Genomic DNA, 13082 nt, shown 5'->3' on the forward strand with positions numbered 1-13082 from the left:
TGCCCGCATGGACCTCCGCTGAAAGGGACAGGGCTCAGCTTCGCCCTTCACGCAGCCAGGCCCAGGTGGCCAGTCCGGTCGCCAGCAGCAGGAACAACCAGGCGGGGACAAGCGACGTCACCCGCACATCCGCCGTCAGATAGGCACCGCGCGGGGTCCAGCCGATCCAGCCACGCCCTGCGGCGGCCCGCCCCTCACGGACAGACCGCAGGTCAGGCGCGCCGTCCTCCAGCGCGAGGCTGCCGCCCCGTCGGCTGGCCACGGCGTCCGACAGGGGGGCGTCGGTGGCGATGGTTTCCACGAACTCTCGCGGGGCTGCGGGGCCCAGACCGATGACCGAGGTCAGATCCCCCTCCACCAGTCGATAAAGCCCCTGTTCCGCCCCTTCGAACCGCGCCGTGAAGCGACCGGGTCTGTCTTCGATCAGGGGCAGGACCTGTTCGGTGCCATCGGGCGCGGTGACGGTCACGGTCTGGGCCGCATCGCCCAGGGTGCGCCGGGTCACAGTCACCTCTTGCTGGGTGGCGCTGGCGGTCAGTGCCTCTTCCTCCAGGTCGGGTTCCTGCATCAGCCAATGGGCCAGGCGGCGCAGCAACTCTGCCTGAGGGCCGCCCCCCTCGAACCCGCGATCCCACAGCCAGACGTGGTCCGACCCGAGCAGGGCCACGCGCCCCGCCTTTACCCGGTCAAGGATCAACAACGGCTCCTGTGCGAGGCCCGACATGACCACATCGGCACCCGGCACGGTTTCGACCTGCACCTGCCGGAACCAGCGCCCCCAGGGCGCGCCATCAAGGCCGAAGTCCTCGGGCAGGCCCTCGGTCACGGGGTGCTTGACGCCGACCTCCGACACCTCGGGCAGGAAGCCGTCCTCCAACACGATGGCCGTCGGCGCCCCCGGCAGGATCGGGGCCAAGGGCGAGCGATAGATGCTGTCCGCCGAGGCGAAATCGGGGCCCGCCGCCACCAGCAGCGCACCCCCCTGTTCGACATAATTGCGCACGTTTTCCAGATAGATCGACGGCAGAATGCCGCGCCGTTGATAGCGATCAAAGATGATCAGATCGAATTCGTCGATCTTGTCGAAGAACAATTCCCGCGTGGGAAAAGCGATCAGGGACAGCTCCGTCACCGGCACGCCGTCCTGCTTTCCCGGCGGGCGCAGGATGGTGAAATGCACCAGATCCACCGAGCTGTCCGCCTTCAGCAGGTTGCGCCAGGTGCGTTGACCCGGATGCGGCTCTCCGCTGACCAGCAGGACGCGCAGACGGTCGCGGACGCCGTTGATCTGCACCACGGCGGCGTTGTTGCGGTCGGTCAACTCTCCCTCCGCCTCGGGCACGCGGAATTCGATGACGTTCAGCCCGCCGTGCGGCAAGGCCAGCGGCAATTCCAGATCCTGGCCCACAGGGATGACATAGGCGCGCGGCTGGCCGCCATCGACAGAGATCACGATTTCGGCCTGATCCCCCATTTCTGCGGGCACATCGCCCTGATCCTCGATCCGCAAGGTGATCGAGAATTCCTCGTCCAGGATCGCGAAAGCAGGGGCGTTCGACACGATCAGCCGGCGGTCCCAATCCCCGGTGCGGCCCGTGCGCAGCAGGTGTAGCGGCGCGGGCAGGTCCGGGGCCAGATCGGCGTCATGCACCTGGCCGTCGGAAATCACGACGGCGCCTGCGACACGGTCGCGCGGCACCTCGGCCAGCAGCTCCGACAAGGCGGTCATGGCCTGTGTGCCCGCGTCGCCGATGCCGTCGCCGATCCGCGTGACACGTGTCTCCAGCCCCGCCGCCTCTGCCTCGCCCAGCAGGCCCGCCAGGGCGTCTTCGGATTGGGCGGCCCGGTCGGACAGGGCCTGCGACGCGCTTTCGTCAACGGCAATCAGCAGAATGTCCGACAGCGGTTCGCGTTCTTCCGTCTGGAGGCTGGGGTTCACCAACGCCACAGCCAGCGCGATCACCGCAGAGGCGCGCAACCACCAGCCGGGCAATCCCCGGAAAGCGGCCAACACGCACAACAACAACGCCACCCCGGCCAGCCCGGCAATCAACCAGACCGGCAACATCGGGTCAAAGAGGATCTCGCGCGCCATGGCCTAGTTCCCCAACCGGTCCAGCAATGCCGGCACATGGACCTGATCGCTTTTGTAATTGCCCGACAGCACGTGCATCACCAGGTTCACACCCCAGCGGAACGCGATCTCGCGTTGTTGCTCGCCCGCGAAGCCGCGCCCGATCGGCAACAAGGCCAACCCCGCGTCGTCCACCGCCCAGGCGGCGGCCCAGTCGTTGGCCCCGATCACCACCGGCGTCACCCCGTCGTTGAGGTTGCGAAAGGGCATGCCCTCCACCTGCTCGACATCGGCGGCGGCCTCGACCCAGACCTCTCGCGAGTTGTAGCGGCCAGGGAAATCCTGAAGCAGATAGAAGCTGCGCGTCATCACGTGGTCGGCGGGCAAGGGCTCCAACGGGGGGATATCCAGCGGGGCCGCAAGGTCGCGCAACCGCCGCGACGCCGGAGAGGAGGAGCCGAAGCCACCGATATCCGCGTCGCGCGTATCGAACACGATCATCCCGCCACCGCGCAGATACCGGTTCAACCGGGCGTAGGCATCCGATGACGGGATCGGCTGGCGGTCGGTGATGGGCCAGTAAAGCAGGGGGTAAAAGGCCAGCTCATCGGTTTCCAGATCGACACCACGCGGCGGCGACGGCTCGACCGAGGTGCGATTGGTCAACACCCGCGACAACCCGGTCAGCCCCGCCTCCGAGATCTCGTCGATGCGCGCATCGCCGGTCTGCACGAAGGCCAGCGCCACCTCTGACGGGACCGGCAGGTCCTGCGCCTCGGCCCCCGAGGGCACCAACAGGACCGCCGCCAACAGGCCCACGACCCCGCGCCGCAGCCGCCCCCCCAGCCAAAGCGAAACAAGCGTGTCGATCGTCAAAAGCGCCAAGGCAAGCGCCAGCAGATAGGGCATCAGATCAGTCTCCGCTGCGCGCGTCAGACCCTCGACGATGGTGCCGGCGGGCCAGATCGCGGGGTTCAGCGTGGCATCGGCGGCAAGGACATTGACCGCCAGGCTTTGCGAGGGGCCCGCATAAAGACCCGGCGGCAGATTGGCGGACGGGGCGGGATCGACCAGATCCTCGCCCGCGACGCCCGCCATGGCTCCCGCGTCCCGCGCCTGCCCGAACCCGTCGAGCACGACGCGCGGCACCCAGGTCGTGCCCGCCAGATCCTCGGCCGAGGGGGCGGTGGGCCGGGTAGAAACAGCAAGCCGTTCCAGCATCTGCACGAACAGACCCGACAACGGCAGCGTCGACCATTCGGCATTTGCGGTCACATGAAACAAGACCACTTGTCCCTGGCCCAAGGCCTTGCGGGTCACCAAGGGCGTGCCGTCCGCCAGGGCCGCGATGGCGCGGTCGGCCAACGTCGGATCGGGCTGTGCCATGACCTGCGACGTGACGGTCACTTCCTCCGGGACGGGCAACCCTGCAAAGGGCGAGTCCGGACCGAAGGGGCGCAGGGCCTTCGGCTCTCCCCAGCTGAGCGCGCCGCCCACCGTCCGCCCGCCAGACCGCAGCCGGACCGGCATCAGCGCATCTTCGGCATCGCGCGACACGTCAGAGGCCGCCAGTTGCGGCCCGGCAAAGCGCAGCAGCAATCCCCCCTCCTGCACCCAGGCCTCGACCGCGTCGGATTCCTGCGGCGACAGGCGGGCCACATCGGCCAGGATCAAGACATCCGGTCCGGCAGGCAGGATCGTGGACAGATCGCCTTCGATCAGGTCGGTCGTCGTCTGCAGGGCACGCCGCAGATAATAAAGCGGGGACAACAGGTCCTGCGCTTCGTCCCCTGCCCGGGTCAGCAAGCCAACCTGCCGCCGCGCCAGACTGTCGTCGGCCAAGGTCACTGCCCCGGCGGACCGGACGCCTGCGATCTCGAAGCGCTGGACACGGTTGCGCAGATCGGGGGGCAAGGACAGGGTCACCGTGGCCTCGGACGCGCCGGGCTCGAAGGTGATGGGGGCCGTCGCAAGTTGGGCGAGCGCGCCGTTGGGGGCGGCACCGATCACACGCACCTCGGCCGCGCGGGCCCCGGTGTCGCCTAGGCGCAGGGCACGCAGGGTGATCTGGCCATCCTCATAGGTGGCAGGCGTCAGGCCCAGGACCGGGCGCGCGCCCTGCAACACCCGCGCGCGCAGCCCCTCGCGCCCGGCACGCGCCAATCCGTCGGACAGCCAGACCACCTCGGCCCCGTCGGTGTCCAGATCAGCCAGCGCCGAGTAGTCCGGTGCCCAGGCGCGCGGGGACAGGCCGGGCAGCCGCTCGATCCAGGCGTTGGCGGATTGATAGGGGATCGTCTCTGGCAGGGGGTCGGTCAAAGGCAGGACCGCGGCGACCCGCCCTGCGCGGGCCGCATCCCGCAACATATCCTCGACCCGCGCGACGCGCGCCTGCCAGTCGCGGGCCGACGCCCAGCTGGCATCCATCAGAACCAACAAGGGTCCCGTCCCCGTGCCCGCCGCGCGCGGGTTCAGAACCGGACCGGAAAACCCGACAATCACCGCAGCCAGGGCCAGTATCCGCAACAGAAGCAGCCACCAGGGGGTTGTCGCAGTCTGGCTTTCGTCGTCCTTCAGACCCAGCAGCAGGACAATGCCGGGAAACCGCCGCCGGATCGGCGCCGGCGGCACAGCGCGCAATAGCCACCACAGGATCGGCAGCAGCAACAGCCCCAGCAGCAACAAAGGCGTGGCAAAGGCCAGACCGGTCATCTGCGCCGCTCCAACGCGGTATAAAGCGACAGAAGCGCTGCCTCGGCGGAGGCGTCGCTGTGATGTAGCTGGAACCGCCATCCGGTGCGACGGCACAGATCCTGCAGCGCGGCCCGGCGCGTGGCAAGCCGGGTCAGATAGTCATCGCGCAACCGGCCCGCCTTGAGCGTCTCGAACCGGACGGCGCCGGACATGCTCTCGAATACGGTGCGACCATCGTAGGGGAAGGCCTCCTCGTCCGGGTCGAGCACCTGAAGCAAGACACCGGTGACACCCCGGTCGGCGGCTGAGGTCAGGGCCTCGGCCAAGGGGGCAGGGTCGCCCAGGAAGTCGGACAGAAAGACGGCGCGGCTGCCCATCGGCATGACCTGTGGGCGCGGCGTGCCATAGTCGGGCACCTCGCCGCCTTCCATCAGGGCGTCGGCGATCCGTATCAACTGGCCCCGCCCGCTGCGCGGGGGTTCGGCCAGTTGCGCCAAACCGACCCGTTCGCCGCCCTTGATCGACAGAACCGCCAGCGCCAGGGCCAGCGTTTGCGCCCGCCGCAGTTTCGACGGGCGGTCGCCCCCCGCAAAACGCATCGAGGCCGCGTCGTCGACCCAGAGCATCAGCGACTGCGCCGCCTGCCATTCGGTTTCCCGCACGAAATGACCGTCACCGCGCGCCGACGCGCGCCAGTCGATGGCGCGTCGCGCATCGCCGGGCTGTGCGGTGCGATACTGCCAGAACGCGTCACCCGGACCGGACCGTTTGCGCCCATGGTCCCCCATCAGGACCGTCGCGGCCAGACGTTCGGCAGACAGCAGCAGCGCAGGCAAGCCGCCTGCCACCATCTCCGACCGGGCGCGCAGGCTGTCGGGCGTATGAAGCGTCTCGGCGGTCAATCAGGCGGCCCGGTCCACGGCGGTGATGCGGGCCGCGACCTCGTCGATGACCTCGTCGAGGACAACGCCTTCGGCGCGCGCCGCGAAACTCAACGCCATGCGATGGCCCAGAACGGGCCGCGCCAACCGCGCCACGTCGTCCACATCGGGGGCCAGACGCCCGTCCAGCAGGGCCTGCGCACGGGCCAACAGCATCAGGGCCTGCGCCGCGCGGGGGCCAGGCCCCCAGGCGACATGGGCGCGCACGGCATCCGGCGCGGTGTCGTCGTCGGGGCGGCAGGCGCGTACCAGGTCCAGGATCTTGTCGACCACGCCATCGCCCACGGGCATCCGACGCACCACGCCTTGCGCGGCAATCAATTCGGCGGGGGTAAAGACGGCCTGCGCCTCGGCCTCGGTCGCGCCCGTTGTCGCCAGCACGATGGCGCGTTCGGTATCGCGGTCCGGGTAGGCCACGTCGATCTTGACCAGGAACCGGTCCAGCTGCGCTTCGGGCAGGGGATAGGTGCCCTCCTGCTCGATTGGGTTCTGGGTCGCCAGAACATGGAACGGTGCCGGCAGGTCGCGGGTCTGGCCCGCCACGGTCACCACCCGTTCCTGCATCGCCTGCAACAGGGCCGATTGCGTGCGCGGTGACGCACGGTTGATTTCATCCGCCATCAGAAGCTGGGCAAAGATCGGCCCTTCGATATAGCGAAACGCCCGCGACCCGTCGGCCGCCGTTTCCAGCACCTCCGAGCCCAGGATGTCCGAAGGCATCAGGTCCGGCGTGAACTGAATACGGTTGCCGTTCAGCCCCATCACCGTCGACAGGGTTTCCACCAGCAGGGTCTTGCCCAGCCCCGGCAACCCCATCAGCAAGGCGTGTCCGCCCGACAGCATCGCCGCCAGCGTCAGGTCCACCACCCTGTCCTGACCGATGATCCGTTCGGCAATTGCGCCGCGGGCCGCGCCCAGTCGGGTGCCCAGATCCTCAATCTCTCTCAACAGGTCGTCCGTGCCGTTATCCATGCTTGCATCGCTCCTGCGCGGATTATCTATCCATAGGTATCGTTCCAACGCGAAAGGGCAAAGGGCAATGACAGGACACAAGGATGTGATGCCGTCGGCGACCTCGCTTCTGGGTGCCGCAAGGCAGGCGGGCAGGCGCGGTCTGCCGCCTGTGCATCTGTGGAATCCGCCCTATTGCGGCGAGATCGACATCGTCATCAAACGCGACGGCACCTGGTTTCACGACGGCACGCCGATCGGGCGCATGGGGCTGGTGAAGCTGTTTTCTTCAATCCTCAAGAAAGAGGGGGACCGCATCTATCTGGTCACCCCGGTCGAAAAGGTCGGCATCCAGGTCGAAGACGCGCCCTTTGTCGCGGTCGATTTCGAAGCGGCGGACGGGGCCATCACCTTTGAGACGAATGTGGGCGACCACGTCACCGCCGGGCCGGACCATCCGATCCGCGTCGACCTGGCCCAGGACGGAGAGCCCGCACCCTATGTCGAGGTGCGCGCCGGTTTGGAGGCGCTGATCGACCGCAAATCTTTCTACCGGCTGGTAGAATTGGGCGAAGAGCAAGAGGGGATGTTCGGCCTGCGGTCTGGCGGCACCTTTTTTCCGATGATCGAAGCCGCCGCGCTGCACTAGCGACCCTGTGCGAATCCGCAGGGGGATCTGCGGGCTTGCCTGTGTCGCGGATCGCGCGCAGGGGTGACCTTCAAGCAGCTGTTTCTTTCTCGGAGGCCCGATGTTCCCGGCTCGTTTCGCCCCTGTTCTCTTCGCGCTCATCCTGTCGGGCATCATGTCCTTCATCGTCAGCGGCATCGCCACGGTCAGCGCCCTTGGCTTTGTGCCCGACTTCATCGGCCTGTGGATACTGACCTGGGCCAAATCCTGGGCCTGCGCCTTTCCGACGGCCTATTTCGTCGGGCCCTTCACGCGACGGATTGTCGCGCGATTGACCGCGACCCCGTAGGGCGGGGTTCACGCCGCCCCGCGCGGAACGGATGGGCCCCGTCCGGCCAAGGCCACAGAACCTACAGCTGTCGCCACTGTCCCGGTGCCAGCCCGTCCAGCGTCCAATCGCCCACCGACCAGCGGATCAGCCGCAGAACCGGCAGGCCGACATTGGCACACATCCGGCGCACTTGCCGGTTTCGCCCTTCGGTGATGGTCAGGCGCAGCCAGGCGTCGGGCACTGTCTTGCGGACCCGCACCGGGGGGTCGCGCGGCCAGATCCAGTCCGGCGCGGCCACCTGCGCCACCTCGGCGGGCCGGGTCACCCCGTCCTTCAACGTCACGCCGCCCCGCAAAGCCTCCAGCGCCGCCTCCTCCGGGGTGCCCTCCACCAGGGCGAAATAGGTCTTGGGCGTCCTTGACCTCGGGTCCGTGATACGGGCCTGCGCCTTGCCGTTGTCGGTCAGGATCAACAGGCCCTCGCTGTCGCGGTCCAGGCGACCGGCGGCATAGACATTCGGCACGTCGATATGGTGCTTCAACCCCGGCCATTTCCCCTCATCGGTGAACTGGCTCAGCACGTTCATCGGCTTGTTGAACGCAAGGATCATACCGCCGGCCCGAACCGTATCTGGCGGCGAAAGCCAAAGGAAAACACCCAGGCCGCCAGCCCTGTCGCGGCCCCCATCGGCGCAAAGATCAGCGCCATGCGCAGCCAGCCTTGCGGTCCCCCGGACAGGAACAGCCCGCCCGCCGCACCGATGCAGCCACCGAGGGCGACCCCGGCCCACCAGGGCACCGTCGCCCCCGCACGTGCCGCCAGCCAGGCCGCGACAAGCGCGACCCCGGTCAAGGGCACCGCCACCGCCGCGCCCGTGCCAAGAGACATCATCGCGACCTGGCCCCAATCGGGCGGCTTGGACGACAAGGCAGAGGCCGCCGCGATGATCAGGAACAGCGCCGATCCGATCCCCAGGCACAGCGCCAAAAGGCAGCCACGGATGATCGCGCCCGCGTGCATCAATGCGCCTCGGCCCAATTGGCCCCTTGCCCCGCGTCCACGGTCAGCGGCACCGACAGGTCGACGACCGGCAGATGCGCGCCTTCCATTACCGCGCGGGCGCGGGTGATCAGGGCCTCGACATCGTCCTCGGCGACCTCGAACAGCAGTTCGTCGTGCACCTGCAGCAGCATTTTCGCGTCCAGCCCGGCTATCGCTGCCTCCATCCGCACCATGGCGCGGCGGATGACATCGGCTGCCGTTCCCTGGATCGGCGCGTTGATCGCCGCGCGCTTGGCAAAACCCGCACCGGGACCGCGCGCGTTGATTTCAGGGGTGTGGATGCGGCGACCGAACAGGGTTTCGACCCGATCGTGTTTCTTGGCGAAGGCGACCGTGTCGTCCATGTAGTCACGAATGCCGGGGAAGCGCTCGAAGTAGGTGTCGATGAACGCCTGCGCCTCGGCGCGCGGGATGCGCAGATTGCGCGCCAGGCCAAAGCCGCTGATCCCGTAGATCACGCCGAAGTTGATCGCCTTGGCCTGGCGTCGCACGTCGGGCGTCATCGCGTCCAGCGGCACGCCGAACATCTGGCTGGCGGTGATCGCGTGAATATCCTGACCGTCCTTGAACGCCTGCTTCAGCGCGTCGATCCCCGCGATATGCGCCAAGATGCGCAGCTCGATCTGGCTGTAGTCGAGCGAGACGATCACCCGCCCCTCTGGCGCGACGAAGGCCTCGCGGATGCGGCGGCCTTCCTCGGTGCGCACGGGGATGTTCTGCAGGTTCGGATCGGTGGATGCCAGACGCCCGGTGTTCGCCCCTGCAATGGAATAGGAGGTGTGCACCCGCCCCGTGTCCGGGTTGATGTGTTCCTGCAGGGCATCGGTGTAGGTCGACTTCAACTTGGACAGCTGCCGCCAATCCAGGATCAGGCGCGGCAGGCTGTGCTCGGTCGCCAGATCCTCCAACACGTCGGCCCCGGTGGACCACTTGCCGGCCTTGGTCTTCTTGCCACCGGGCAGGCCCAGCTCTCCGAACAGGATCTCGCCCAGCTGCGCGGGCGAGCCTACGTTGAACGGCTGACCGGCGGCGGCGTGGATCTCTTCCTCCAGGCCCGCCATCTTTTGCGCAAAGGCCCCGGACATGCGACTGAGCACGCTGCGATCCACCTTGACCCCGGCCATTTCCATCCGCGCCAGAACCGGCACCAGAGGCCGCTCCAGCGTCTCATAGACCTGGGTGACGCGCGCGGAATGCAGGCGGGGCTTGAACAGACGATGCAGGCGCAGGGTGACGTCGGCGTCTTCGGCGGCATAGGGTGCGGCGCGGTCGATTTCGACCCGGTCAAAGGTCACCTGCGCCTTGCCCGACCCAATCAGATCCTTGATCGGAATCGGCTGATGATTCAGGTAACGGTCGGCCAGCGCATCCATGCCGTGCCCGTGCAAACCACCGTTCTGGGCATAGCTCAGCAGCATGGTGTCATCGACGGGCGCAACGCTGATCCCTTCCAGGGCAAGGATCTTGTAGTCGTATTTCATGTTCTGACCGATCTTGAGGATCGCCGGATCCTCCAACATCGGTTTGAGCATCTCGAGCGCCTCGGCCTTGGGCATCTGCCCTTCGGCCAGGGCGTCCGTATCGAACAGATCGCCACCCCCCGTGCGGTGGGTCAGCGGGATGTAGCAGGCGACGCCCGGCGCGACAGCCAGCGAGACCCCGACCAGATCGGCGCGCATCTCGTCCAGTGACGTCGTCTCGGTATCGACGGCCACCTGCCCCGCCTCGGTGATGCGGTCCAGCCAGACCTGAAGGGATGCGGCGTCGCGCACCACCTCATAGGCAGTGGGGTCGATGGGCGGGTCGTCCGGCATCTCGGGCGCGTCCGCCACGGGGGTGGCTTCGATCATCGCGGGCGGCTCGGCCCCCAGGCGGTCGGCGATCTTGCGCGTAAGCGTGCGAAACTCCATCCGGTTGAGGAAGTCGAGCAACACCTCGGGCACCGCGTCGCGAATTTCCAGATCGTCCAGCGTGAAGGTGATCGGCGTTTCGCAATCCAGCTGCACCAACCGTTTCGACAGCTCGATCTGCGCGCGCTTTTCGATCAGGGTCTGGCGGCGCTTGGGCTGTTTGATTTCCTCGGCACGGTCCAGAAGGGTTTCCAGATCGCCGTATTCATTGATCAGCTGCGCGGCGGTCTTGATGCCGATCCCGGGCGCGCCCGGCACGTTGTCGACCGAATCCCCGGCCAGCGCCTGCACATCCACCACGCCTTCGGGACCGACGCCGAATTTCTCGCGCACGCCTTCGCTGTCGATGCGCTTGTTCTTCATCGGGTCCAGCATTTCGACCCCGCCGCCGACCAGCTGCATCAGGTCCTTGTCCGACGACAGGATGGTCACCCGGCCGCCCGCATCCCGCGCCTGACAGGCCAGCGTGGCGATGATGTCGTCGGCCTCGAATCCCTCCAACTCCTCGCAGGCGATATTGAAGGCGACGGTCGCCTCGCGCGTCAGCGGAATCTGCGGGCGCAGATCCTCGGGCATGGCATCGCGGTTGGCCTTGTAGAGATCATACATTTCGTTGCGGAACGTATGGCTGCCCTTGTCGAAAATCACCGCCACGTGGGTCGCGGCATCCGCGCCCGCGTTGCCCTGCACATAGCGGTCCAGCATGTTGCAAAAGCCCGAAACAGCGCCGATCGGCAGGCCATCAGACTTGCGCGTCAGCGGCGGCAAGGCGTGGAACGCGCGGAAGATGAAGGCAGAGCCGTCGATCAGGTGAAGGTGATGGCCCTTGCCGAATGCCATGGTCGAAATCCTCCGTCAGACGGGGCAGTCTTGCCACGAATGAACCGGCGGCACCACAGGGACAGGCGGGACGAATGGGATATGGTGAAGACAGCCTCTGGACGCTGACCTCTGGACAGATCGCGGGGGTTCTGGCGCTGTCGCTGGCGATGTGGGCGGGGTGCCTGTGGGCCGTGCGGCGCGCGCGCGGGCGCACGGTCCGGGTGGGGGTGGCCGTGCTGAGCTTTGCCGCCTTCGTCTGGCTATCACCGCAAATCTACTACCTGTTCTACTGGCTGACGTTCGAAGGCCTGCCCCTGCAATCGGTCCTGCGGCCGCCACCCACGCCCGCGCATCTGCTGCGGCTGCTGACCTTCACCCAGGAGGCGTCGCTGTCGCGTCATGGTCAGGGGGGACTGGGCTGGTCGCTGTTGCTGGCGGCCTGGCCGGCGCGTTCGCCGGGCGCGGGCAGCAGGCCATAGGGCGCGGCCAGGGCCCAGACATGATCGGGCACCATGTGGCGCATTCGGTTCGGCATGGCGCGGCGCAGATGCAGAATCGTCTCGACCGCCTTCATCTCGACCCGCGCGCGGGCGAATTCCATCCCGCGCGGGCCGATACGGGGCTGTAGCCAGGCCACGATAGGCCGCAGCCAATCGGGCATGCGTCGCAACGGCAGGCCGCCCGCCGCGCGCGCGGTATTGGCCGCAAATCCCCGGACCGCCGCCGCGCGTTTGCCCCCGCTCGTCAGGGCGGACAGGATCACCCGGTCGCCCAGCGCCGCCAGCATTTCGGCCCCACGCGCGTTGCGCACGATCAGCCATTGATCCCCGTCCCCGCCCATGTAGCCGACCGTGATGTCGGCCAACCGGTTGGTGTAGTCGGTGCAGGTCCGGCAGGTCATCGGAAAGAAGTCCCCCGGCAGATCGGACAACGGTAGTTTCAGGAACGGGATCAACCGCACCCGCCCGTCGTCAAAGCGGATCTCGACCCGGTAGTCGGTTCTGAATTCCAGATAGGTCACCGTCTCGGGCGCATCGGTCAGCCGCGCGAGGAAGCAGTGAAAGTTCTCGGTGGTGGTGTTGTCGCTGCACGGCGTGCCAATGACATAGAGACGATCCAGACCCAGCTCTGCCTCGATGGCGCGCAGGGCGTGGACCTGGCAGGGAATGCCGATCAACGCGATCCGCCTGTGCCCCTGGGCGATGGCCGGTTCCAGCAGCGCCAGAAGAGGCGCAAACCCCATGCGCATCCCGCGGACACGGGCCATATCGACGGCTTCGGTGATGATGACAGGTACCGGGCGGAAGGGATCGTGGGCGGCCGGTGCCAGCGTCAGAACGGCCGTGACCGTGCCCCTATCCAGCAGATCCGCAGCCAACGCGGTCGTGATCCCCGTCCACTGCGCCCCCGGTGCCGGGTCGGCCAGGCGGGCGCGGTGCATGGCCTGCACCTGTCCGAAATGCGGGTCGGCCCCGGCGCTGCCGTGGGTTGCCGCCTCGCGGGTGGGAAAGTCTGGGATCGTGAACTGGCAAGCCGTGCCGCATCGCGGGGCCAGCGCCATGCGCGACAAGCCGCAATCCGTACACATCGCGCCGCGCGGAGCAGCGGCGGCAATCGGCGGGGTCGCTAGATCCGGGGTGTCACGCATGCCTGACACTATGGGGGCCAA

11 protein-coding genes are annotated in these 13082 nt (G+C 67.6%); 3 read left to right on the forward strand and 8 right to left on the reverse strand.

Annotation, left to right across the window (positions count from 1 at the left end):
• Positions 1-34: 34 nt before the first annotated feature.
• From K3551_RS01835 to K3551_RS01850, 4 genes are read right to left on the reverse strand one after another with little or no spacing between them, the layout of a single operon-like run.
• On the reverse strand, positions 35-2095 hold the full coding sequence (locus K3551_RS01835) for a hypothetical protein (protein ID WP_259917196.1): 2061 nt from the start codon (positions 2093-2095) through the stop codon (positions 35-37).
• A 3-nt stretch (positions 2096-2098) separates the two neighbouring features.
• Entirely contained in the window at positions 2099-4786 is a 2688-nt protein-coding gene (locus K3551_RS01840; protein WP_259917197.1) for a DUF4159 domain-containing protein, read from the reverse strand.
• Positions 4783-5670 carry a DUF58 domain-containing protein gene (locus K3551_RS01845; RefSeq protein WP_409197394.1) on the reverse strand — a complete coding sequence of 296 codons (888 nt, stop codon included), beginning with the start codon at positions 5668-5670 and terminating at the stop codon, positions 4783-4785. The genes K3551_RS01840 and K3551_RS01845 overlap by 4 nt, the downstream gene beginning before the upstream one ends.
• Positions 5671-6681: a MoxR family ATPase gene (locus K3551_RS01850; RefSeq protein WP_259917199.1), complete on the reverse strand. Its 1011-nt coding sequence runs from the start codon at positions 6679-6681 to the stop codon at positions 5671-5673. It lies immediately after the preceding gene.
• A 67-nt stretch (positions 6682-6748) separates the two neighbouring features.
• On the opposite strand from K3551_RS01850, the gene K3551_RS01855 reads away from it, so the two are divergent.
• Positions 6749-7309, forward strand: coding sequence for a DUF1285 domain-containing protein (locus tag K3551_RS01855; protein WP_259917200.1), 561 nt, complete (start codon positions 6749-6751; stop codon positions 7307-7309).
• A 100-nt stretch (positions 7310-7409) separates the two neighbouring features.
• The gene (locus K3551_RS01860) at positions 7410-7637 is read left to right on the forward strand and encodes a DUF2798 domain-containing protein (protein WP_259917201.1); all 228 of its coding nucleotides are present in this window, start codon (positions 7410-7412) and stop codon (positions 7635-7637) included.
• Positions 7638-7698: 61 nt separating this feature from the next.
• On the opposite strand, the gene K3551_RS01865 is transcribed toward K3551_RS01860, so the two are convergent.
• Genes K3551_RS01865 through polA form a run of 3 tightly spaced genes read right to left on the reverse strand, consistent with a single transcriptional unit; the run spans position 7699 to position 11431 of the window.
• On the reverse strand, positions 7699-8229 hold the full coding sequence (locus K3551_RS01865) for a pseudouridine synthase (RefSeq protein ID WP_259917202.1): 531 nt from the start codon (positions 8227-8229) through the stop codon (positions 7699-7701).
• Positions 8226-8639, reverse strand: a complete 414-nt coding sequence (locus tag K3551_RS01870) for a hypothetical protein (RefSeq protein WP_259917203.1) — start codon at positions 8637-8639, stop codon at positions 8226-8228. The genes K3551_RS01865 and K3551_RS01870 overlap by 4 nt, the downstream gene beginning before the upstream one ends.
• A complete protein-coding gene (polA, locus tag K3551_RS01875; protein ID WP_259917206.1) occupies positions 8639-11431 on the reverse strand; it encodes a DNA polymerase I in 2793 nt (930 codons plus the stop codon). Before polA ends, K3551_RS01870 begins: the two co-directional genes overlap by 1 nt.
• Positions 11432-11505: 74 nt before the next feature.
• Here polA and K3551_RS01880 point away from each other — a divergent pair, with 74 nt between their 5' ends.
• Positions 11506-11892, forward strand: a complete 387-nt coding sequence (locus tag K3551_RS01880; RefSeq protein WP_259917207.1) for a hypothetical protein — start codon at positions 11506-11508, stop codon at positions 11890-11892.
• Here K3551_RS01880 and K3551_RS01885 read toward each other — a convergent pair.
• The gene (locus K3551_RS01885; protein ID WP_259917209.1) at positions 11817-13061 is read right to left on the reverse strand and encodes a Coenzyme F420 hydrogenase/dehydrogenase, beta subunit C-terminal domain; all 1245 of its coding nucleotides are present in this window, start codon (positions 13059-13061) and stop codon (positions 11817-11819) included. The genes K3551_RS01880 and K3551_RS01885 overlap by 76 nt on opposite strands.
• Between the last annotated feature and the right edge of the window lie 21 nt (positions 13062-13082).

This window comes from Jannaschia sp. M317, from assembly GCF_025141175.1.
Lineage (GTDB): Bacteria > Pseudomonadota > Alphaproteobacteria > Rhodobacterales > Rhodobacteraceae > Jannaschia.

Bases quoted from the DNA above. Each gene is read 5' to 3' on its own strand.
- K3551_RS01835 (WP_259917196.1), bottom strand. From the start codon at position 2,095: ATGGCGCGCGAGATCCTCTTTGACCCGATGTTGCCGGTCTGGTTGATT.
- K3551_RS01840 (WP_259917197.1), bottom strand. From the start codon at position 4,786: ATGACCGGTCTGGCCTTTGCCACGCCTTTGTTGCTGCTGGGGCTGTTG.
- K3551_RS01850 (WP_259917199.1), bottom strand. From the start codon at position 6,681: ATGGATAACGGCACGGACGACCTGTTGAGAGAGATTGAGGATCTGGGC.
- K3551_RS01855 (WP_259917200.1), top strand. From the start codon at position 6,749: ATGACAGGACACAAGGATGTGATGCCGTCGGCGACCTCGCTTCTGGGT.
- K3551_RS01860 (WP_259917201.1), top strand. From the start codon at position 7,410: ATGTTCCCGGCTCGTTTCGCCCCTGTTCTCTTCGCGCTCATCCTGTCG.
- K3551_RS01865 (WP_259917202.1), bottom strand. From the start codon at position 8,229: ATGATCCTTGCGTTCAACAAGCCGATGAACGTGCTGAGCCAGTTCACC.
- K3551_RS01870 (WP_259917203.1), bottom strand. From the start codon at position 8,639: ATGCACGCGGGCGCGATCATCCGTGGCTGCCTTTTGGCGCTGTGCCTG.
- polA (WP_259917206.1), bottom strand. From the start codon at position 11,431: ATGGCATTCGGCAAGGGCCATCACCTTCACCTGATCGACGGCTCTGCC.
- K3551_RS01880 (WP_259917207.1), top strand. From the start codon at position 11,506: ATGGGATATGGTGAAGACAGCCTCTGGACGCTGACCTCTGGACAGATC.
- K3551_RS01885 (WP_259917209.1), bottom strand. From the start codon at position 13,061: ATGCGTGACACCCCGGATCTAGCGACCCCGCCGATTGCCGCCGCTGCT.